The 22,589-nt window shown below is 48.2% G+C and carries 19 protein-coding genes; 14 read left to right on the top strand and 5 right to left on the bottom strand.

Annotated elements, in window-relative coordinates; translation table 11 throughout:
* From AC812_RS15780 to aguA, 3 genes are all read left to right on the top strand, one after another.
* Nucleotides 1–618 (top strand): Rossmann-fold NAD(P)-binding domain-containing protein (locus AC812_RS15780; protein WP_487246462.1); only part of this gene is annotated, 618 nt, incomplete at its 5' end.
* A gap of 74 nt (nucleotides 619–692) precedes the next feature.
* Nucleotides 693–2,078, top strand: coding sequence for an APC family permease (locus tag AC812_RS15775; protein ID WP_061916637.1), 1,386 nt, complete (start codon nucleotides 693–695; stop codon nucleotides 2,076–2,078).
* A 21-nt stretch (nucleotides 2,079–2,099) separates the two neighbouring features.
* On the top strand, nucleotides 2,100–3,191 hold the full coding sequence (aguA, locus tag AC812_RS15770) for an agmatine deiminase (protein WP_061916640.1): 1,092 nt from the start codon (nucleotides 2,100–2,102) through the stop codon (nucleotides 3,189–3,191).
* Between the two features lie 82 nt (nucleotides 3,192–3,273).
* Here the strand turns inward: aguA and AC812_RS15765 are convergent, their stop codons facing one another.
* Nucleotides 3,274–6,966: a right-handed parallel beta-helix repeat-containing protein gene (locus AC812_RS15765; RefSeq protein WP_061916643.1), complete on the bottom strand. Its 3,693-nt coding sequence runs from the start codon at nucleotides 6,964–6,966 to the stop codon at nucleotides 3,274–3,276.
* Between the two features lie 325 nt (nucleotides 6,967–7,291).
* Between AC812_RS15765 and AC812_RS15760 the strand changes: the two genes are divergently transcribed.
* Nucleotides 7,292–7,987, top strand: a complete 696-nt coding sequence (locus tag AC812_RS15760) for a Crp/Fnr family transcriptional regulator (protein WP_061916646.1) — start codon at nucleotides 7,292–7,294, stop codon at nucleotides 7,985–7,987.
* Complete coding sequence (locus AC812_RS18395; RefSeq protein WP_346265128.1) at nucleotides 7,894–8,292, top strand: hypothetical protein; 399 nt, start codon at nucleotides 7,894–7,896, stop codon at nucleotides 8,290–8,292. Before AC812_RS15760 ends, AC812_RS18395 begins: the two co-directional genes overlap by 94 nt.
* 5 nt (nucleotides 8,293–8,297) lie before the next feature.
* Here AC812_RS18395 and AC812_RS15755 read toward each other — a convergent pair whose 3' ends face one another.
* Entirely contained in the window at nucleotides 8,298–8,834 is a 537-nt protein-coding gene (locus AC812_RS15755; protein WP_061916650.1) for a DeoR family transcriptional regulator, read from the bottom strand.
* A gap of 95 nt (nucleotides 8,835–8,929) precedes the next feature.
* On the opposite strand from AC812_RS15755, the gene AC812_RS15750 reads away from it, so the two are divergent.
* Entirely contained in the window at nucleotides 8,930–9,436 is a 507-nt protein-coding gene (locus AC812_RS15750; RefSeq protein WP_061916653.1) for a copper chaperone PCu(A)C, read from the top strand.
* A gap of 85 nt (nucleotides 9,437–9,521) precedes the next feature.
* Nucleotides 9,522–11,186, top strand: a complete 1,665-nt coding sequence (locus AC812_RS15745; protein ID WP_061916656.1) for a tetratricopeptide repeat-containing diguanylate cyclase — start codon at nucleotides 9,522–9,524, stop codon at nucleotides 11,184–11,186.
* A gap of 12 nt (nucleotides 11,187–11,198) precedes the next feature.
* Here the strand turns inward: AC812_RS15745 and AC812_RS15740 are convergent, their stop codons facing one another.
* On the bottom strand, nucleotides 11,199–11,714 hold the full coding sequence (locus AC812_RS15740; RefSeq protein WP_061916659.1) for an FKBP-type peptidyl-prolyl cis-trans isomerase: 516 nt from the start codon (nucleotides 11,712–11,714) through the stop codon (nucleotides 11,199–11,201).
* Nucleotides 11,715–11,810: 96 nt separating this feature from the next.
* Here AC812_RS15740 and AC812_RS15735 point away from each other — a divergent pair, with 96 nt between their 5' ends.
* On the top strand, nucleotides 11,811–13,250 hold the full coding sequence (locus AC812_RS15735) for a flavin monoamine oxidase family protein (protein ID WP_061916678.1): 1,440 nt from the start codon (nucleotides 11,811–11,813) through the stop codon (nucleotides 13,248–13,250).
* A gap of 82 nt (nucleotides 13,251–13,332) precedes the next feature.
* Nucleotides 13,333–13,818: a hypothetical protein gene (locus tag AC812_RS15730; RefSeq protein WP_061916681.1), complete on the top strand. Its 486-nt coding sequence runs from the start codon at nucleotides 13,333–13,335 to the stop codon at nucleotides 13,816–13,818.
* 12 nt (nucleotides 13,819–13,830) lie between these two features.
* On the opposite strand, the gene AC812_RS15725 is transcribed toward AC812_RS15730, so the two are convergent.
* Both AC812_RS15725 and AC812_RS15720 read right to left on the bottom strand, forming a co-directional pair.
* Nucleotides 13,831–14,877 carry a mechanosensitive ion channel family protein gene (locus AC812_RS15725; protein ID WP_061916684.1) on the bottom strand — a complete coding sequence of 349 codons (1,047 nt, stop codon included), beginning with the start codon at nucleotides 14,875–14,877 and terminating at the stop codon, nucleotides 13,831–13,833.
* 10 nt (nucleotides 14,878–14,887) lie between these two features.
* Complete coding sequence (locus AC812_RS15720; RefSeq protein WP_061916689.1) at nucleotides 14,888–18,322, bottom strand: PAS domain S-box protein; 3,435 nt, start codon at nucleotides 18,320–18,322, stop codon at nucleotides 14,888–14,890.
* Nucleotides 18,323–18,506: 184 nt separating this feature from the next.
* Between AC812_RS15720 and AC812_RS15715 the strand changes: the two genes are divergently transcribed.
* From AC812_RS15715 to AC812_RS15695, 5 genes are all read left to right on the top strand, one after another.
* Entirely contained in the window at nucleotides 18,507–19,622 is a 1,116-nt protein-coding gene (locus AC812_RS15715) for a VIT1/CCC1 transporter family protein (protein WP_061916692.1), read from the top strand.
* Between the two features lie 5 nt (nucleotides 19,623–19,627).
* Nucleotides 19,628–19,999 carry a VOC family protein gene (locus AC812_RS15710; RefSeq protein WP_061916694.1) on the top strand — a complete coding sequence of 124 codons (372 nt, stop codon included), beginning with the start codon at nucleotides 19,628–19,630 and terminating at the stop codon, nucleotides 19,997–19,999.
* Between the two features lie 5 nt (nucleotides 20,000–20,004).
* The gene (gene larAH5 / locus AC812_RS15705; RefSeq protein WP_061916697.1) at nucleotides 20,005–21,270 is read left to right on the top strand and encodes a nickel-dependent malate racemase, LarAH5 family; all 1,266 of its coding nucleotides are present in this window, start codon (nucleotides 20,005–20,007) and stop codon (nucleotides 21,268–21,270) included.
* Nucleotides 21,271–21,278: 8 nt separating this feature from the next.
* Nucleotides 21,279–22,052, top strand: a complete 774-nt coding sequence (locus AC812_RS15700) for an alpha/beta hydrolase (protein ID WP_062158967.1) — start codon at nucleotides 21,279–21,281, stop codon at nucleotides 22,050–22,052.
* 160 nt (nucleotides 22,053–22,212) lie between these two features.
* Nucleotides 22,213–22,566 carry an Asp23/Gls24 family envelope stress response protein gene (locus tag AC812_RS15695; protein WP_061916702.1) on the top strand — a complete coding sequence of 118 codons (354 nt, stop codon included), beginning with the start codon at nucleotides 22,213–22,215 and terminating at the stop codon, nucleotides 22,564–22,566.
* The last annotated feature ends 23 nt before the right edge of the window (nucleotides 22,567–22,589 follow it).

The raw sequence follows: 22,589 nt of genomic DNA, 5'->3' as shown, positions 1-22,589 counted from the left end.
CATCCGACTCAGGTCGTTTGTGATGTTCTGACCATGATCGAACACGCTCCCGCCGGCAAAAAACTGGAAGATTTTAATGTGACCTTCATTGGAGATGCCACCAATGTACTTTCCTCTCTGATGCTCATTTGTACCCGATTGGGAATGAACTTTACCCACGCCGCCCCGAAAAAGTATCAGGCGCCGGCGGAATGGGTCCGTTGGGCTGAAGAAAACAACAAAGTTTCCGGCGGTACGCTGCGCATCACCGAAGATCCAGTTGAGGCAGTCCGTGACGCCGATTTCATCTACACCGACTTATGGTGGTGGGTTGGCCAGGAAGACCAGATTCCCGAACGCCGGGCGGCTTTTATGCCCAAATATCAGGTGAACAAGGAATTGATGGCAAAAGCTCCCGCTCACTGTAAATTTATGCACTGCCTGCCGGCTTCCCGCGGAGTTGAAGTAACCGACGAGGTCATGGACTCGCCCCAATCCATTATTTTTGATCAGGCTGAAAACCGCCTGCATACCGAGAAAGGCATTCTGGTCTGGCTGCTTTATCCTCGCATGAAACGACCCACCCCCGAACTGTTAACCTACCATCGCGGAAAAATTGAGGAATTCCTGACCCGCTAGTTCACTCACCTTCATGCAGGGAGCTTTCCGACTCCCTGCATGAATATATTTCACCTGTTCAACCGGAGAAAATCATGGAAACTCAACTGACTGTTGAAAAGAAAGGCAACGGCTTCAAGAAAGCCTTCCGTGCCATTGATATGACCCTCTTTACGGTCGCTGCCATCCTTGTAATAGACACACTGGCACCCTCGGCAGCAATCGGGCCTTCATCCATCTCCTGGTGGATCATCACCCTTGTGCTTTTCTTCATCCCCTATGGTCTGATTACTGCAGAATTAGGCACAACATACCCGGAGCAGGGCGGTTTATATATCTGGGTACGCAATGCTTTTGGAGAACGTTGGGCTGCTCGTACCACCTGGCTTTACTGGATCAATGTAGCCTTGTGGATGCCATCGGTTTATGTTCTTTTTGCCGGTATGTTCGCCCAATTGTTCATCCCCGATTTGAGCCTTTGGGGACAAATTGCCATCGGCGTTTTGATGACCTGGGTAACGGTGGTGATCGGAATCGTCGCTCTTGACATTGGCAAATGGGTGCCCAACGTTGGCGCATTGATTAAAGCCCTCATCATGCTGGTGATTGGCTTCGGCGCCTTCTTTTACGCTGCCCAACATGGTGTAGCCAACGATCTCTCTTTTCGCAATATCCTGCCCACATGGGATGCCGGTCTTTACTTCTTGCCGGTAATTGTTTACAACTTCATGGGGTTTGAGTTGATGTCCGGCGCCGGTGAGGAAATGCAAAATCCCCAGCGCGATATTCCACGCGCCATCATCACTGCCGGCGTCTTAATTGCTTTCTTCTACCTGATGGGCACGATCGGTATGTTAATGGCGCTTCCAGCCGAGCAGCTCGGTCTGGTGTCGGGCATCATTGATACCCTGCGCATCCTGTTTGGTGAAACCGGCGTCGGCGGTGTGATCGTTACCATCCTCGGAATCGGCGCGCTCTACACATTTTTGACCAACATGGTAACCTGGACAATGGGCGCCAACCGAACCGCCGCGGAGGCTGCCAATGAAGGAGAATTACCCGCTTTCTTCGGTAAACTTCACCCCATCAACAAAACCCCCGTCGGGGCGTACGTCCTCACCGGCATCGTTTCCAGTGCGGTTTTAATCATCTATGGGTTGATGGCTTCCACAGCCGAAGACCTCTTCTGGTCTCTGTTTGCCTTCTCTTCCATTGTTTTTTTACTGCCCTATCTGGCAATGTTCCCCGCCTTCCTGAGACTACGCCGCACGGATGCCAACCGTCCGCGTCCCTACCGCGTGCCGGGCAATCATCTTACCGCCATCTTGATGACGATCATCTGCGTGCTGTTCATCCTGCAGGCAATTGTGTTCTTCATCTGGGTGCCGGGCGAACCGGTGGACTGGAATTATGCCATTCCGGTGCTGGTCGGTGTTGGGGTCACCCTCATCATTGGTGAATTCATCATCCAACGAAAATAATCCTTTTAGGAGGTAATTGCCATGTCGCATCTGATTGAAAGCACACCCCGCAAGGATGGTTTTCGCATGCCGGCTGAGTTTGAACCTCATACCGGCTGCTGGATGCTCTGGCCGGAGCGTCCGGATAACTGGCGATTGGGCGCCAAACCGGCTCAAAAAGCCTTTGCAGCCGTGGCGAGCGCCATCTCCCGCTTTGAACGTGTCACCATGGGGGTTTCTGCAAGCCAGTTTCAAAATGCCCGCCACCTGCTGCCCGGCCACATCCGCGTGGTAGAACTTTCGTCCAACGATTCGTGGATGCGCGACTGCGGTCCCACCTTTGTCACCAACGGTGAGGTCATTCGAGCTGTGGACTGGGACTTCAACGCCTGGGGCGGTCTGGATGGCGGCCTGTACTTTCCCTGGGATCTGGATGATCTGGTAGCACGCAAGGTCGCCGAAATCGAATGGGTTGACCGCTATAAAGCCCCGCTGGTTTTGGAGGGAGGCTCTATTCACGTGGACGGGCAGGGTACGCTGTTGACCACCGAAGAATGCCTGCTCAACCCCAACCGTAATCCACACCTCTCTAAATCCGAAATCGAAAAACTGCTGATGGAGTACCTGAATGTCGAGAAGATCCTCTGGCTGGGCAAAGGTGTTTACAACGACGAAACCAGCGGCCACGTGGATAACCTTGCCTGTTTCATCCGGCCCGGTGTGGTCGCCCTGACCTGGACGGACGATAAAAACGACCCCCAGTACGACATCTCCGCAGACGCCTACGAGCGGTTGATGCAGATGACCGACGCCCGCGGGCGGCGTTTGGAAGTTCACAAAATCCATCAACCCGGGCCGATTTACATCACCCGTGAGGAGAGCGAGGGAGTGGATGCCGTGGAAGGTACGCTCCCGCGCGAGGAAGGCGATCGGCTGGCCGGTTCCTACATCAATTTTTACATGGCAAACGACGCGGCAATTGTGCCGGTCTTCGACGACCCTCACGACCAACCGGCCTTACAAAAACTAGCCGAATTGATGCCGGAGAGGCAAATCGTGCCCGTCCCTGCCCGCGAAATTTTACTCGGCGGCGGCAACATCCATTGCATCACCCAGCAGCAGCCCAAACCATAAACCGATTTTGGTTAAACATAAATAACCCCCTCCGCCTGTGGGGATTGGCGGAGGGGGTGGATTTTTTTACCGGCCGCAGGGTTTACTTCTTGACCAGTGGCAGGTAAATCGTAATACCACCGGTTTCCGGAATCGTCACGACGAGGGTATTCGCGCTCGCCTGATCATTTCCGGCAACCAGATCCAGGGTTTCGGAGCTGATTGAGGCTGTCGCCGTGATACTGCCGGCCTGATTGGGAGCATTGACGGTGATGGTGACATCCGGCGCGCTGCTGGTAGCTGCCAGCGAGAAGCGGGTGCAGGTCACCACCCCTGCGCTTTGAGAGCAGGTCCAGCCCGTGCCGCCGGCGTTGACAAAGTTCACACCGCCCGGCAGGTTCACCGTCAGGGTCAGGTTGCTGGCAGCCAACGGGCCGAGATTTTGAACGCCAACCGTGTAAGTTAATGCAGCTCCGGTTTCAACCGGGTTGGGTGAAGCCGAGATCGAAACTGCCAGATCCGCATTTTGCGGCAGAACATCAAATAAACCGCCGACAGCCGGATCGAGCGAGGTGGCAATCGCCGCCAATCGGTAATTCTGCCCGGCTTTGCTGATGCTCACACCGCTGAAAGTGGCCACGCCGTTGACGGCGTTTACCAGCAGAGTCCCTTGCAGCGCACCGCCAGCCGGGTTGTTCGCCAGATACAGGATCACCACGCCGTTGAAATTGACTGCCAGATTGCCGTCATCGTCTTCGGCGCGCACCACCGGCTGGGTGGCAAACGGCACATTTTCATAGGCAACGGTCGGGTAGGAAACGAACACCAACCGGGTTGCCTCCGAAGTTGCCGTGCAGGTTGCCGCACCGGTGGCCGGCTGGAAGCCAATCGCTGAAGGCTGGCTGTCCGTGCCATCGCACAACCACGGGATAAAGTCCACACTTCCCACCACCGGCTGACCGCTGCCACCGGGGTTGCCGGCATTTGCCGGCCCGCTCGGGTGTGCCCACCAGTTGCGTTCGGCTTTGATTTGGGCGCCACTATACCACTTAACGGCAGTGGTGTTATCGAGAAAAGCGTTCTCTTCCACCACGAAGGAAGCGCCAACGCTGGAAGCACCGATCCCCTCGATGTTGTCGCTGAAGTAATTGTTGCGGAAGGTCACGTTGGTCTGCCCGTCCGTGCCGGCTCCGGCCCAGTTATCATGGATTTCGTTGTTGATTACCGTGATACTCCCGCTGGTCGGGTTGAGATACAGGCCGCTCACCCACTTTTCAATCTCATTTCCATCTACTAGCAGGCCGCTGACGTTACCGGAGGTCAGAATACCCCGACCACCGACAAAACTCGTTTCCTCGCCGTTCCATGTGCCGATCAGGTGATTATCGCGGATGATTACGTTCTGCGCGCCGCTGATATACACGCCACTCTGTTCCACACCCGTGGAAGCGCGGCCATTTTGGATTTCAAAGCCCTGGATGACGACATTGTTTGTGTTGACCCAGAAGCGCCCGTCCAGAACAGGACGATTCTGACCGGTTAGGGTAACAGCCTTGTTGATTTGGATATCACCGCTGTAATTTCCGGCACCGACAATCACCGTCCCACCGGGGGCAACGTGGTTGAGAGCATCTTCGATAGTGGCGAAGGCGTTATAACCAAACGTTCCGCCATTGGCGCCCAGGTCGCCTTCCGCTTTACCGGCGTTGTCATCATCAGCATAGGTGATGGTGGGGATGTTCAGTGATTGGGTAAGCGCTTCATCCCGCCATGGCTGCCAGTCAACATTTCCATAAACCATCGTTTGAATGCCGCTGACGCTGCCGTAGCCAGCCCAGCTTAATGTACCCCAATAATTGTTTTCCGCCTTAACCTGCTGTTGGGTGTAATTGATTACACCACCGTAAGCGCTGCCATCGTTACCGGTATAACTCTTGGTGTTATTTCGAATAATCGCATTCTGAATAACCACATTACTCGGTCCGGCATTATTCTTCTCCGGTTCACCAAATCGAATACCCCGTTCGTTACCTTCAAAAATCCCACCGTTAATTTGGACGTTGGTTAAAGTTGCTGGATATAGAGAGTAGGTTGATCCGTCATCCCGTGCTTTGATCATCACGCCGGCGCCGTTTTTCGTTCCTTTGGCATTGTTTTTAACCGTCAGGTTATTGAAAATGAGATTCTGATAGGTTTTTCCACCCGCTTCACCCTTGAGATTGATATCAATTCCGGCATTCCACTGGGCATTGAAGAACAATGTGTTCCAGCCATTGTCTTCCACAAGCACATTTGTGAAAGTCGCGTTAGAAAGTTTCTCAACATAAATCCCCTTGCTAGAATTTTCGTTGAAGGTGGTATTCACTACCACGACATTTTCCACATTGCTACTGCCGCTGGTCCAATCTCCGTGTTTGGCAAAGTACCAACCATAATGAAGTTGATCAAATGACGATCCTTCAACCGTTATGTTTTGCAACGAGGCAGAAGTCGCAACTTTTAATCCAACTTCGCTTTCTGTATCGTTAGCAGGTTTAGAGCCAATTACCTTGATATTTTCCAAACTCACATATTCCACTGTACCACTTGGTACATTGATACCATACACGCCCACCGGTTCAATCCGAAAATCCTTCAATAGGATTGGTGAACCTTGCGTCCCGGACGCTGCAAGAGTTACAACAGCAGCATTGGTATTCTTTCTTAAGATGGTATTTGAATTTGAATTCTCCCCACTGCCCGCTCCATTAAGTCTGATTTGCTTGTTAATTGTGATGTTTTCGGTATATACACCCGGTTCAATGTAAATAATACCGCCCGCCTCCGCCAAATCAATCGCCGATTGTATCTTCATTGTATCCAATACATGGAAAGACCCATCTGACAGCTGTTGGATAGCGGCAGTAGGCTTAAATGTCACAGGATCGGCATTGATTAATCCCAGCGCGCTCTGTTTTGTCTTCTGGTAATAAATATACTGGCTAGCCGCTGTGCTCCTGACGACATATGCAAATTCATTCTGAGTGAAATTGCGAATGACGTGAGAGGAGTCGGCAAAATCCATGTACAAAGGATTTAATTCGCCGAAGGAATTCGTTCCCGTCAGGGTGACACCGTCTATTCCCGTTTTTCCATCGCTCAAATTGGCGGTGTAATAAGTATTGTTTGTAAACAAACCGATCCCACCCCATCCATTCGACGATGTCGTAATATCACTCAGAGTAATATTTTGTGAATTAGAAACAGCAATTCCAACGCCACCGTTATCATGAGAATTTATGTTTTCTAACGTAGCGTCTTCGACCCCGATCAAGTCAATCCCGGAGCGAACGTAATTCCTAACTTCAACATTTTCGATGGTTACATTGGCTTTTCCGGATATTTTTAATCCATAAAATGCTCCATTATAATTTTCAACAGTCACATTCTGGATAGTAAAGTAATCTTCCTGAATATCCAATATGGGATCTAACCAAATATACAATCCATATCCGTTAGATGAACCTGCCTGTATGAGTACCCCCTCTTTGCTCTCCCCCTTGATGGTCAAGGGTTTGGAGATATTGATTGTACTACTGGTATACGTACCATTTTTAATTTCGATCACATCCCCCGGGCTAGCCGCATTCACCGCCGCTTGAATGGTGGTGTAGTCACAACTACTGCTGCTGCTGCAAACCGTGATTGTGGTCGGGTCATCAGCAGAAACCGGTTGTACAGCCGGGATTACCGCCCACAGGCCAGCGATTAAACCGAATATCAAACACAATTGAATCAGAATTCGAAAGGTTTTCATGTCTCAATCCTCCACTTTTTTATGGACTTGAAATGATTTGGATGGTTTTGGTTTCTACCCGCAAGAAACAACGATGTTCTCCCCCTGTCTTCACCTCCGTAAAAATCACATAAAAAATTGGTAAATTCCCCGTAAATTCTGCGTAAATTCAACATAAATCATAGCAAAACCGGCGTCTTTCGTCAACTAAAAACTGGTTAAAAATTTCTTAAAAAATCGTTCCAAATGCCGTTCGGGTAATTCGTCACCTTCAGCAGATGACATTTGGCGTCCGCGATCAATGCCAGAGTCCCACCGCGAGGTCAAATCGTGCTAAAATCACCCCATGCCATTTCAACCCGTCTCCCGGCTGGAAGACCTGACTCTGTTCAATAAGCTGACTGAGGAAGAGATCCGCCAGATCCTCAAAACCGCCCGACAGCAGCATATCCAGGCGGGAGAGTTCTACTTCATGCAGGATGACCCCGCCGAAGCTTTTTACGTTCTGACCAAAGGCAAAGTCCGGCTTACTCAATTCACCGCTGATGGTCAGCAAATTCTCCTGCGCATCATCGTCCCGGTCACTCCTTTTGGCGCTGTGGCTCTGGCGGATCACGAGACCTATCCGGTTTCCGCTCAGGCGGTAGAAGCCTGTACCGCACTGGTGTGGGGGAAAACCGTTCTGAGTCAGCTGCTCGGCAGGTTTCCGCAAATGGCGGTCAACGCCGTCAAAATCATGGCGGAGCATGTCCAGGAATTTCAACAACGCTTCACTGAAATTGCCACTCAGCGGGTAGAACGCCGGCTGGCGCGTATGATCCTGCGCCTTGCCCATCAAACGGGGGTAAAGACCCCACGCGGAGTGGAGGTCAACCTGCCGCTCTCCCGGCAAGACCTTGCCGAAATGGTCGGTACCACCCTCTACACGGTCAGCCGCACACTTTCACAATGGGAATCCCAGGGTCTGATTCAGGCCGGCCGCGAACGCATTCTCATCCTTCATCCACACGGTTTGGTCAAAATTGCCGAAGAAGAAACCTGAAATTATCCTTGGTAAGTTGCTTTGGCGCAAAGTCTTCTACCATAAAAAGGTGTATTCTGAATAAAGTTATGATGACTCACCCTTCCGGTTTAATTCTCCCCGAATCACGCCTCAGCGATTTAATGCGTGAGCACCCCCATACCATACCCGTATTCCTTCGCCATCACATGGTCTGTGTCGGGTGTTGGATGTCAAAATTCGATACTGTAGCCGACGCAGTATGGAATTACGGACTGGACATGGAAACTTTTTTGAGAGAATTAAATCAATCGGCCCAATCCATTCCGCCGCAGGGTACAGATTGAGAGGCTTACTTACCAATAAAACAATTTTTCAATTCTTCATAATTCAATAGTTTTCCACCGAAACCCATTTGCATTCTTTCGGCATCCCCCCGATCAGCAAACGCCAGCACACTCGGCACACAGCAGACTTTGATTTGGGGTTCATACAGGTAATATCCGCGTTCCAAGTCAATTACGGTTTCGTATAAAAAATCTACCGTCAGTCCGGCGCTTAATTCCCTCTCATGGCGCAGCAACCCCATCCCGCAATGCACGCAGCAAGCAGGTACAGCCTGCCCCGAACCCCCAAAAAGCATCACCCGGGTTCGGGCAGGCAGCGCTTTACCGCAATACCCGCATATTTCCTCTTTGGTCTCATCGGGACGACCGATTACGACCCCGCCACGCACCCGTTGAAGGATGCCTTTTTCCTCCAGCAATCGTAAATCCCTGTGGATGGTCATGGCGGAGACCTTCAGGAGACTGGTCAATTCTTGCACCGTTATTCCCTGCTTTTGGGTGACCACCTCGATGATTTTCTGGTGTCGAAGCTCACGGATCATTGGACATCTTTCCGGTTTTTTCCACAAATGAGATATATTTTGGTAAAATTATAACATATTTTAACAAATTCCATCAACTTCAGGAGAGTACAATAATGAAAAAGGCCTTGATTTTGACAACCTTACTGGTCATCCTGACAGCCTGTGCGGCTCCGGTACAGAGCGGAATCACTGTCGAAAATGCCTGGGCACGCGCCGCATCTCAATCGCCCTCCGGCGATATGGGAAACCATTCCGAAAACATGGGCAACTCCGGAAGCATGGGAGAGGGAGAAAATTCCATGGGCGGTTCGAATAGCGCAATTTACATGGTAATTTATAATCAATCTAATCAGAATGATCGCCTGATCGCCGCCAAAACGGACGTTGCCGAAAGTGTCGAAATTCACCAAACCCGCATGGAAAACGATATCATGATGATGCAAAAAGTGGATGGTGTGGATATACCCGCCGGCAGCAAAGTTGAACTCAAACCCGGCGGCTATCACATCATGTTGATCAATCTCAAAAAAGATCTGAAAGCGGGAGAAAAACTGGCCTTTACTCTGGTTTTTGAAAAACAGGGTGAAATCAACCTGGAAGCCGAAATACGCACACCATAGGCAAAAAAACCGCCGGGGAGTGAATTTAGAAAACACTTTCACTCCCCGGCATCAAAATTGCACCATTGCAGGGGGAAAATCAACCATGAGCGAAATCCAACCCAACCAACAACTTGAACTGAACCCTAACGCAACTGCTCAAAAAATCGAAGCGCTGCTTCGCAGAACCGGCCCATTAACCCAAAGCAACCCCAAACGTGCACTCGAGCTTGCCCGCGAAGCGGCTCGTCTGGCAGGAGAAAATGCGCCTTCCAGTCTGGAGCACCGCAAAGTTCTCGGTCGGGCGTTGATTGCCCAGGGTAAAGCACTGCTGGAGCTGGATGCGTATGATCAGGCCATTCCCTGCTACATCAGCGCGTTGGAGTGCTTCAATCCGGCGGTTGACAGTCATGAAACCGCCGAAGCATTACTCGGTCTCGGCAGCGGAATGATGATCATGGGGTCGTATCCCGAAGCGCTCCAATACCTGATGCGCGCCCTTTCCGCCTTTCAGAACCTGAAGAATCAAAGCGGCGAGGCCGCTGTCCGGGTCAAACTCGGCAAACTTTACCTGCTGCTTGGCGAAGCCGAGAAAGCCCTCCCCCACCTTGAAACGGCGCTTGATCTGGCTCAGTATCTGACCGATTTGAAGCTGGAAGCCCCGGTTCAGATCTATCTCAGTCAGGCATTTTCCGAATGTGGCCGGCATCAAAATGCAGTTCAGGCTGGTCTCCGCGGTGTTGAAATCTACCAGAACTTAGGCATTCATCGCGGTGAGGTTGAAGCGCTGAATACCTTGGGAGAGGTTTATTTCAGAAGAAATGAATTTGGACTGGCCCTCAATTTCTTTCATCTTTCCGCCGATGTCGCTAAAAAGTTTGACAAACGCCTTGAATTGGCTAGAGCCCATCGAAAAATTGGTATCATTCACCTTTCCATGGGGAACATCTCCGCGGCGGTAGAAGCCTTGCAGTCGGCATTAACCATCGCGAGCGAAATCAACGCCCAGTACGAATTGATGGAATGTCACCATGCATTAGCACAGGCCTATAAAAAAACTGAAAATTACCCAAAAGCCCTCGAAGCCTACGAAAATTATATTGCGGTCTATCAAATCGTTTACAACGAGGAAAAAGATCGCCGATTAAAAACCCTCGAGGTCATTCACGAAGTCGAAAACGCCCGAAAAGATGCCGAAATTTATCAGCTCAAAAATGTAGCGCTTCAAAAAGAAATCGAAGAACGCAAAAAGGCTCAGGCAGCTCTGGAACGGCTGGCCACCCAGGATTCCCTGACCGGCATAGCCAACCGACGTTACTTTTTAGAGATTGCTTCACGCCTCATTGAACAGGCCTGCCGCTACCACCGCCCGGTTTCTTTGGTGATGATTGACGTGGATCACTTTAAGGAAATGAACGACACCTTCGGGCATAAAACCGGCGATAAAGTGTTAATTCAGATCACCCGCAGCATGCAAGCCGTCTTGCGCAAGGTGGATATCCTCGGGCGCTACGGGGGAGATGAATTTGTGATACTTCTGCCTGAAACCACTCCGGAAGGCGCCAGAAGGATGACTGAACGATTAAAGCAAGCCGTTGCTCAACAGCCCGTTACCGCCGGGGGAGTTTCTATTCCGATCACATTGAGCATCGGTTTGGCAAGCAATGTAAAAGAGCCTGATTTGTCGCTGGATGAACTCCTTCAGCGGGCAGACCGGGCACTTTATGACTCAAAAATGAACGGCCGCGATCGGATTACTTTTTACGAATAAACAAGGGTCGCCTTAGCCGCAACTTTCGCAGCCGCTGGTTGAACCACAGGTAGTGCATCCACCACCAACCCTGCCCGAAAGCAATTCATCATCCGTGGCTTCCCGCAGACCCGCAATCCGAACAAAAAATCGCAATTCCTTACCCGCCAGTGGATGATTGGTATCAATCTCAACCACGTTGTCCTTCAAACCGATTATTCGCGCATTGAGAATTTGACCTTGATCGGTGCGCACCCTGAAGGGATAACCAATTTCGAGTGGAAAAGAGGGTGGAAATTGCGATTTCGGCATTTCAAACACCGCCTCAGGATGATACTGTCCGTAGGCATCCTCCGGCTTCACAACAATTTCCTTCTCTTCGCCGGCCCTCAAGCCGTTGAGCTGGTTTTCCAAACCGGTGATAATGTTGTTAAACCCATGCAGGTACTCCAACGGTGTCCCATTCGAATCGTCCACAATCTCACCGTCAACCCATAAGGTGTATTCGAGCGCCACAACAACCCCATTTTGTACTGTGTCAAGTCCCATTGGATATTCCTTGAAGTCAAGAAAAATGTTATAAAAGATAAAATCAGCCTGATTATACCCGAATAATTCATCTTAGAAAAAAATGAAGGTATAAAAATGAACCTGAAATTATTGGACGAATCCAGATATTTAGAGTGGATCAATCGAGGATTGCCGAAAACCTCCCAACCCCAAAAAGTACTCATCGCAGGAGCAGGTATTGCTGGCTTAGTGGCAGCAAGCGAATTAATGCGGGCTGGCTATGAGGTTCAAATCATTGAAGCCCAGCAGCGAGTCGGAGGCCGCATTCTGACTTTGCGCCATCCCTTCTCGGATGGATTGTTTGCGGAAGCGGGCGCGATGCGTATTCCCACAAATCATTCCTTAACATTGGCATACATAAACAAGTTCAGGCTAAAGACCATTCCTTTTATCAACCACAATCCGTTGGCTTTTGCTTACTTCAATGGAAAAAAAATCCGAATGCATGAAGCAGAACAAACCATCGAATTTTTTGGATTTGAGTTAACTCAAGCGGAGAGACAAAAAAGTGCCGAACAATTGTGGCTACAAACCATCCAACCATTCATCAGGAAAGTCGAAAAAGAAGGCCCTGACGTCTGGGATTCGATTGTCCAGGAATATGACGAGTATTCCGTCCGCGAATTTTTGGAAATCAAAGGCTGGTCAGAAGCCGCCATCGAACGCTTTGGGCTGCTCTATAATCAGGAAGCCATCATGAACTCCTCTTTTTTAGAGTTACTACGAGAGGAAGTAGGGCAATACTACAAAGAAATGATCACTATCGAGGGGGCTATGGATCAACTACCCCTTTCGTTTTTACCAGAACTTCAAGAAAACATCTGGTTTGGTCAAAAAATTACCGCCATTGAACAATCCGAAACTTCGGTAACCTTTCACCTTCGTTCTATCGCAGGTAAACATAATGTAACGGGTGACTTTGCAATCCTCACCCTCCCATTTCCGGTTTTACGCCACATTGAAATAATCCCTCCTTTCAGCCCTCGCAAGCAAAAGGCAATTCGACAATTACATTATGATGCGTCTGCAAAAATTTTCCTTCAATTTCGCCGACGATTCTGGGAAGAAGAGGGGATTATGGGAGGCGGCACGGTTACTGATCTGGCTATACGCAATATGTATTATCCTCAACCCCGTAAATCAACCCCACGAGGGGTTTTATTAGCCTCCTACACATGGGGTGAAGACGCTCAACGCTGGGGATCGCTCCCGCCGGCTGAAAGACTTCACCAGGCTCTTGAAAATGTCACTGCAATTCACCCGTCCGCCCAGGATGAGTTTGAAGTCGGTGATTCCTACATGTGGCACGATGACGAATTTGCCGGTGGTGCCTTTGCGCTGTTTGACCCCGGCCAACAAACCCTCCTTTATGATCATATCCGTCATCCTGAAGGCCGAATTTACTTCGCTGGCGAACACACGTCGTTATTTCATGCCTGGATCCAGGGTGCTATTGAATCCGGTTTGAGAGCAGCCTTTGAAATTACCCAAACCACTGCCTCTTTAACACCCTGATGGATCTGCTTATTCTTTCGCATTAGACAATCCCTTAAAATCCGGGCAAAAATAGGTTATTGTATATTTGGTGATATACGGAATGAGCACGGAAAAAACCCAATCTCAAATATTCGCTGATGAGGTCATCCCCTCATTATTCCACAGTTCACCCGGACAATTTTTACAACTCTTATACCGTGACGGGAATAAATTTTTGTCCTTCTACTGGAAGCTGGCCGGTGAAAAATGCCCACCCGAATTGAAACGCGACTCTTTTGGATTGAATTATTATTTTCGTGAACCTGCCAGCCGAGTTCTGATAACCATGATTTTGCTGCCAGAACCCAACCGTGATGGTGAGTCCTATTTTTCAGCTTTAATTTATCGTCCCGACCGGCGCATTCTGCTCGTTGCCGACACAACCAAAATCTTCAACCTTGAGAAATACAGTCCGCCAGAAAACCCTACCGGAACACGTTTAGTGGAATGGACCCGCAGAAAAGTCCGCGAGGTAATCGGCAGCGGACCGGTTCCCTTTCAGGAGGAATTCTACCGGATGGTAATTGACCAGATTCGCGAACACTGATTTTGTTTTGTTTCAATTTTTGCGAGTGTAAACCACCTGCGTTGGATAAGCAAACTCGATTCCCATCTCAGAAAATCTTCGAAAAATTTCCAGATTGATTTCTTGCTGTATATCCATAAAGTACCGGTAATCACTGGTTTCAACAAAATAGACTATTTCAAAATTCAGCGAAAATGCTCCGTACTCTTTAAAATGCGCTCTTTCAAATGCAACATCGTTTTTGGACGAAATGATTTCTTCCAGAATCTGGGGAATTTTTTCAAGTTTTTCCAAAGAGGTTTCGTAAGTAACACCCAGAGTAAATAAAACCCTTCTGCGGTCCATGCGCTTAAAATTCTGAATCCGGCTGGAAAGCAGATCCGAATTCGAAAAAATCAATTGTTCGCCACTGATGCTTCTCAAACGAGTGCTTTTCAGGCCTATACTTTCAACCGTCCCGATATAATCCCCGGTTTTGATCGTATCGCCGATCACAAAAGGCTTGTCCAGGGCAATTGAAACTGAACTGAATAAATCACTAAGAATGTTTTGAACGGCTAAACCAACCGCAATACCGCCAATACCCAAACCGGTGATGAGAGTCGTTATTTCGACACCGGGAAGGTTATCCAGAATAATTAAAAAGACAAAAATCCAAACCGCAATTTTCAGGATAATCCCTAAAACATTCAGGGTCGTTTTTTGATCACCCCCCACATCCTCACGCACAGATTTTTGTTCAACCCAATAATCAATTAAACCGAGGGTCCAAAAACCCACTTGCAATAATCCAACGGTAATCGTGATGATCGAACGGACAGATTGGAGGGGCTCATTTAAGTCTATAAATAAACTTCCAATGTAAATACTCAGCCACAACAAAAACCATCCTTTTATTTTTTGGATGATTCGATAGACTACGGAGAAACTTTGAAACCTGGAAAATTCTGATTTTCTTTTGAAAACTGAACCAAGGATTCTCCTCAGTAGTTCGAAAAAGACAAAAGAAGCCAGTAAGGCTCCAAAAGCAAGTAACCAGTTATCCAGATGATTGTTCGAAATTAAAAAATCAAAATCCATCGCAAGGAGATTATAACTTACCTTCGTTCAACATTCGTAAAAATACTTCAACAACCCGCGGATCGAACTGTTTCCCAGACAAACCGGTGATATATTCAATCACATCCTTTTCTTCCCATCGCGCTCGATAGTGGCGATCGAAACGTAGCGCATCCCAAACGTCCACAACCGCAAAAATCCTTGCTGGTAGTGGAATTTGCTCCCCCTTTAATCCCAACGGATACCCATTTCCATCCCAGTGTTCATGATGGAAGGTGGGAATATCCAGCGCAGGCTGCAAAAACTCAATGCCAGAAAGCATGGATTGAGCATACAGAGGATGTTTTCGAAGGATTTTCCAATCCTCAGTCGTCAGTTCGCCCTTTTTTAACAAAATGGTGTCGGGTACAGCCATCTTGCCAATATCGTGCAAAACCGCCCCTCTCCAAACATTAACCAGTTCCGCTTCGCTCAACCCCATTTCACGCGCCAGTTTCACCGTTGCCTCAGCCACGCGTCGCGTATGACCTTCGGTTTCAGCATCGCGCATTTCCAGCGCCATTGACCAACCAAGGATAGTCTGATCATAGGCTGCGGCCAGCTCCCGGTTGGTTTTTTGCAAATCCTCAACCATCCGTGCGTTGTCAATCGCAATGGCCGCACCCGATATGAGGGAATTCAAGAATTCGCGTTTTTCAGCATCCAGCCGTAAAGTGTGCCGCTGGAATACTTCCAAGACACCATGCAGTTGACCTTTGGCAATAATTGGTGTTCCATAATACGAATTTAAACCTTCTTTTTCTAATGGGATAATATGTTCCTTTCCTCCCTCCCATTCGGAAAAATTGGGGACAAATAACGGTGACCGCTGCTGAGCCACCTTTCCAGGTAGCCCCCATCCGATTGGTGCAGGGCTGGTTCGGACTTCCAAACTCCGAAAACCCCATCCTGCCACAAATACCAATCGCTGAGTTTTCGCATCATATAACCAAACATCGGCAGCATCTACATTTAATTGAGAAACGACCTGATCTAACAAAATACTGAGTGTGAAACGAAAATCAAGGCTGGATGTTATGGCAGTTTCAATGGTACGAAGCGCTACCAGCTGCTGCAGCCTTTTTTCAGTCTGTTCGTACAAAGTGATTCGGCGGATCGCTGTGGCAACCATATCCGAAATTGAGGTTATCAACCTTAAATCATCCTGAGAAAATGGACTCTCTCGAACGATTAAGAGACTGCCCATTGCCTGTTCCCGTTCAAGTAGAGGGACACATAAAACAGCATTTGCCCGGTTTTCTATATCTGCAATCAGCAGACTTTTATCCAGGCCAATTTCATCTCCCAAAACCGGTAAACCGCTTTCAATGACTTTCCCAATCAGACCTTCTCCCCGATTGTAACGATACCCTTGAATCGGGCGGAGGATTCCCACAGCCATTTCCACAACACTTAAACCGGTTGGCTCTCGAAAAGCCAGCGCGCCGCCATCAGCATCCAGATGCCGGGCAATTTGATCCAGAACAATGCTGGAAATTTCAGTTTTTCCTCTGGCGGAACGCATTACCGCACTGATCGAGGCGATCACCTCCATTTCCTGTTCTCTCTTCTTAACTTCGGTAATATCGGTGATATATCCCTCAACCGTGTGAATAGTCCCGCCATTATTGATTAAACCAACGCCCTGTTCAAGCACCCAGCGGGTCTGATGATTGGCCGTCCGAATGCGATAGATAACCCGATACGGCTTTCCCCCAACGGCCGTCTCTTCAATTACTTTTGCAACCTCGCCCCGATCATCAGGGTGAATCAGGTCTTGAAATTGAATTAAATTTCCATCCAGTAATTCCTCTGGTGAATAGCCAGTTAATTCAACACAACCGGAACTGATAAAGGTGATTTTTCTTTCTTTCAAAGAATAACGATAAGCCATCCCCGGCAAATTCCTCAACAAGACCGATAGCATTTGCTGGGTTTCGTTTACCGTTTCTAACGCCTTCTTCTGCTCGCTCAAATCGGCAATCAGATAAGTAACTCCGGCTGCTTCTCCCGCCGTATTTCTCAACAACGCAGCAGAAAGGCCAACGGGAATCTCTCGTCCATCCTTCGTCTGACATTTTATTTCTTGAATTTGTATGGTTTTGCCTGCCAAAACCCGTTTTCGAATAGATTGAAACTGAAACGCATGCTCCGCCGATAGTACTGGCATTTCTTTCCCAATAACCTCGGATGCTGTCCATCCAAAAATCGAAGTGGCCGCTGGGCTCCATTCGATCACCCTGCCTTCCATATTCTCGACAATTATTGCTAACGGCGAAGTGCGGATTATCGCCGCCAGTTTTTCGTTTGATTCCTTCAGCGCTTCTTCAATTTTCCGGTGTGATTTCTCCCGCTCCTCCAGGGCTTCCGCCATTTGATTGAATGTTTTTTCCAATTCCAGTAAACCATCTGCAGTGGCTTTCATCCGCGGCTGAGTGCGAACTGCCAGATCTCCACGGGCAATCTTTTTTGCGGCATTCAACAGGGGTTCGCTTCTTCGTTCCAAAATCCTTCCACTAATCAAATACGCCAGCAAAATACTCAATAAAAACACTGCTACGAACAAAAATCCAATGGTATACAGCAATTTTTGAAACTCGCGGTTGACGTTTTCAAGGGGCAATCCACTCCGGATAATGCCAAAAGGCTGGCCTTCAAGGGTAAGCACTCGATAAGAATATAAGCGGGTTATGCCGTCCATTCCTGTTGTCGTGAACTTACCCTGTTCAACCAGTTCACCACCGAAAATTTTCTGTTGTATAAGGGAATCGGTTTGCCCAATCAAATTCGGGTTTGCAGGAAATATTGCAATGATTCTTCCGCTCAAATCAGTGAGGACAGTTTCGGTTTCAGATGGAATACCAGAACGAATGACTAACTGTTGGATCAATTCGCCAGGAATACCTGCATAAATATAACCACCGCTATGATTGATTTCATCCTGAAACGGGATAACAAATGGTAAAATCATTCTCCCCGTCAACGGGTCTGCCTGCATCGCTCCAATGCTTAAAGATTGGTTTTGCAAAGATTGCGCTACAGCATCTACCTCAAAAAGATCATCAACATCATTGGTGGTAGGCAGCTGACAAAGGATTTTTCCGTGATCATCCAAAATTGCCAGGCTGACAAAACTCCCACGAATGAAGTATTCATTGAGCAGTTTTCTGCATTCTGAAACCTGTAAGGGCAACCACCTGTCAATCCGAGTGCCCAATTCCACCATCACAATTTGGGCGTTTTCCAGGCTCCACAGCTGCCGCTCGGCAATGCTGTTGGCAAGCAACTCGGTTTGATTTTCCAGATTTCGATATATATTTACCCCCCAATTAAACGCAAAAAAAACTGCCGCAAAAATCATTGGCAAAATTGCCAGTAAAATCAGCAGCGTAAGCCTGAAACGTAAGCCCTTAAGAAGATGAAACATCTGAAAAAATAATCATAAAAGTAATTACGAAAGAAAAAGGCGATAAATCCCCGATCACCTTTTTCAGAATGAAGATATTAATATTTTACAAGACATTGGAAATTACACAAGCCCATCACGAGAACGATTTTCACGATTCCAGAAAAGAAAGAGTAAAATTGAATAGACTAGAGACGAGGGAGTTATGACCGATATCAAAACCTTTCTTGAATTTCGACAAGATGAACTAAGCAGCGCCGCAATATATGAATCGCTCGCCAGTATCGAAAAGGATGAACGCATCCGTAAAGTTTACGAGAAGATGGCAGCGGTTGAACGCAAACACGCTAAAAACTGGGAAGAAAGATTACAAGCAGAGGGAATTCAACCACCTCCCTTTAAACCATCCATCCGTGTTCGCCTGATCATCTGGTTGGCCAAACGGTTCGGTCCCGAAATGATCCTACCGAGCCTTCAGGCGATGGAAAAGGATGGCAGCTCCGCTTATCTTAAAGTTGATGCCGATAAGCAAATGGCAAAGGACGAACAAACTCATTCGCTGGTTCTAGCCCAAATTAAGAGAACTGTTCGCGGGGGTATGGAAGGTAGCGCTCTAGCCCAATTGGAAGGCCGCCACCGTTCAACGGGCGGCAACGCTTTACGGGCGGCAGTACTAGGCGCAAATGATGGACTTGTCAGTAACCTTAGCCTGGTCATGGGGGTTGCCGGAGCAACCATGGATAACCGCTCGATTCTGGTAGCCGGAATCGCTGGTCTGTTAGCTGGTGCCTTTTCAATGGCCCTGGGCGAGTGGCTTTCTGTTCAATCCTCCCGCGAACTTTACGCTAATCAAATCAAAATTGAAGAAGGTGAAATTGAACAGGCACCCGAAGAGGAAGCCGAAGAATTGGCTTTAATTTATGAAGCCCGGGGAATACCATCGGAACAGGCAACCCAGATGGCTTTAAAAATTATGCAAAATAAAGACGGAGCATTAGATACCCTTGCCCGTGAAGAATTGGGGATTGACCCAGAAGAATTGGGCGGTTCTGCGTGGGAAGCAGCCATAACCTCATTTATCCTGTTTGCGGTTGGCGCTGTAATCCCCGTAATCCCTTACACCTTTCTTGGCGGTACATCTGCCCTGCTTTTCAGCATTTTATTCAGCGTAATTGGCCTGTTCTTGCTCGGCGCAGCAATCACTTTATTTACCGGCCGTTCAATCTGGTATTCTGGTACCAGAATGGTGATTTTTGGAATGCTGGCAGCCGCAATCACCTTTGGTATTGGCAGATTGATCGGCATCAGTATTACCGGATAAAGGTCATGAAATCTTTTGAACAGTTGATAACTTTCTTGCCTTCCAAAGATCTTCAAACCACCACTAATTTTTACCAGAATGTTTTAGAACTACCCCTGGTAAGGGATCAGGGTGATTGTAAAATCTTCCGCGTTTCTCCTGCCGGATTGATCGGCTTCTGTTCTCGCCCAGAATTACCATCCCCCGCAAAATCCATCATTTTGACTTTGATAACCGATGAAGTAGATGAGTGGTTCAAAAAACTGGTCAAAGCTGGTGCACAGGTTGAAAAACCACCAACGTACAATTTGAAATACGCCATCTATCAGGCCTTTGTGTTTGATCCAAATGGATATCGAATCGAAATCCAGCGCTTTGATGACCCTCTTCCTGGCTAATTAATATGTCACTCACGCAAATTCCCTTTGGGAAGATCAATATACCCCTCCATTTAGCCTTTTCTTTTGACCATTACGAGCCAAAAGATTATCCTCCCGCCACGCAGCCTCTTTCTGTTGTAATACGGGCTTTGCAAAATCCGTTGGGAAATCCTCTGCTTGAATGGCCGAATTTTCCTGAAAGAGTTGCCATCAGCATCAACGATAAAACCCGGCCCGTGCCATACAACTTTATTCTCCCCCCATTACTGGATTGGCTGAATGAACACGGCATTCCGGATGAGCATATTGAATTATTTGTCGCAACGGGCACTCACACTCCAGCAACGATTGAGGAAGTCCAAACCATCCTTCCAGCCATTGTTTTAGACCGGAAGAAAATTCGGATTTTCTCCCACGACTGTGATGACCGGCGAGACCTGGTTTTTTTAGGTAATACGCGGCGTGGAACTCCTGTTTGGGTCAATAAACGCTTTCACCAGGCTGATCTACGGATCGTGACAGGAAATATTGAACCCCACCATTTCATGGGCTACTCTGGAGGTGTCAAGAGTGCAGCCATTGGTTTGGCTGGCCGCCAAACCATCAATCACAATCATGCCATGTTAAATGACCCACTTGCCTTTTTGGGTGAATATGACAACAACCCCATGCGACAAGATGTGGAAGAAATCGGTAGTTTGATGGGGATTCACCTTGCTCTGAACGTCATCCTTAACGCCAATCGTCAAATTCTGGCTGCTTTGTTTGGAACACCCCGTGCCGTTATGGAGAAAGGGATCTCTATATCCGATGATTTATGGAAAGTCGCCGTTTCTCAGCCCTACGATTTGGTGATTGCCTCACCCGGTGGTCATCCTAAGGACATCAATTTATATCAGGCACAGAAAGCCATCACCCATGCTGCTCTTTTCGCCCGCCCTGGCGGGGTGATTATCCTGGCTGCGGCATGCCCCGAAGGAATTGGCAGTCAAAAGGCGCTTGATTTCATTGCCCCAATGACAACACCGGATGAAGTCATATTCAAATTTCAGCAAATGGACTTTCAGATTGGAGCTCACAAAGCCTATCAAATTGCCCTTCAGGTAAAACGGAATCATCTCATCCTGGTTTCTGAGATGCCTCATGAACTCGTGCGTAAGTTTTTCATTACTCCGGCAAATTCCATTGAACAGGCTATAGAAATTGCCCAGAATCTGCTGCCGGAAAAGTTCAGCGCTGTCATTTTACCCCATGCAACAGCCCTGCTACCCAAATTTCAAAGCCGTTAACTAAGCCCATGAAGCGACCCATTTTTGAAAATCCTCACCTGGATGGTTCATCCTTCCTTCTTCAAGGCACGCAGCCGGTCGGAGTCCTGTTGTTGCATGGCTTTACCGCAACGACGGTAGAAGTACGCCCCCTCGCCGAACATCTCAATTCGCAAGGATACTCGGTATTTTGTCCCCTTCTGCCCGGACATGGTACGCGACCGGAAGACATGATTTCAATCCGCTGGCAGGATTGGTACGAAACGGCTCGTAAAGGGTTGGAAAAGCTGAGTCATACCCCCAATGTTTTTGTAGCGGGCGAATCAATGGGCGGATTGCTCTCGCTACTCCTGGCTGCCAATCATCGCTCGCTTAAGGGGGTTATCCTTTATGCGCCCGCTATCAAAATTAATGGGATCTGGCGGGCAAAATGGTTGGCTCCGTTTGTAAAAATCATGCCAAAAAATTATCTGCCCGACGAGGATGAAAATCAAGCCGAAACCGATACCCTCCCATGGCAAGGCTATAACGTCGTCGCTTTAGCCGCTGTGGCTCAGTTAGAAAAATTACAAAAAGAAGTTCTCAGGCAAATTCATCATGTTTATCAACCGGTTTTGATTTTTCAAGGCAAAAAAGACCGCACGATCAATCCTTCAGGTTCTCGATTGCTGTACGAAAAATTACCTTCCAGGAACAAATCCTTGGTCTGGTTGGAAAACAGCGGCCATTGTGTCGTTTTGGACCGCGAATTAGATTTTGTTAAGTCCAAGACTGTGGAGTTTATCCAGAACCTGCTGAATTGAAGAGGATCAAACAGGAAGCCAAATATCCTGCTTGCGATAAAATTCCTTTTTGACAATCCGATTTGAAATTGAAAATTTATTTTGAATGGATTATTTGTGGAAAGGGTTATAATTGTATATGAGCGCGATAACAATAATCCAGCATTTTAGCGGAGGATGAATGACCGAAAATTCCCGCCCACCCGGCAAAACCACCATCGCCCCCGAAGTGCTTGTTTCCGTGGCGCGTCTGACAGCCCTCGGCGTACCCGGTGTTAATCGGTTGGCAACCATTCCCTCGGAAGTCGAGCGTTTTTTCAGCCGCGGAATGAGCGAAGGGATAAAGATTACTGTTGAAAACGACCACGTCTATATTGACCTTTATGTCATTCTCAACCGTGATGTAAAGGTTCGCGAGGTGTGCCGGGCAATTCAGCAACAGGTAGCCCGGGCCGTTTCCGAATTGGTCGGCATGGAAGTTGGGCGAGTTAACGTCCATGTTGAAGATGTAGAAACCGGCGTAACCGCCAATTAATGTCGGAAAACCTGTTGAATTTG

Source organism: Bellilinea caldifistulae, assembly GCF_001306055.1.
Lineage (GTDB): Bacteria > Chloroflexota > Anaerolineae > Anaerolineales > Anaerolineaceae > Bellilinea > Bellilinea caldifistulae.
Note: the sequence above shows the minus strand (reverse complement) of the source record. Positions and strands in the feature narration are given on the sequence as shown.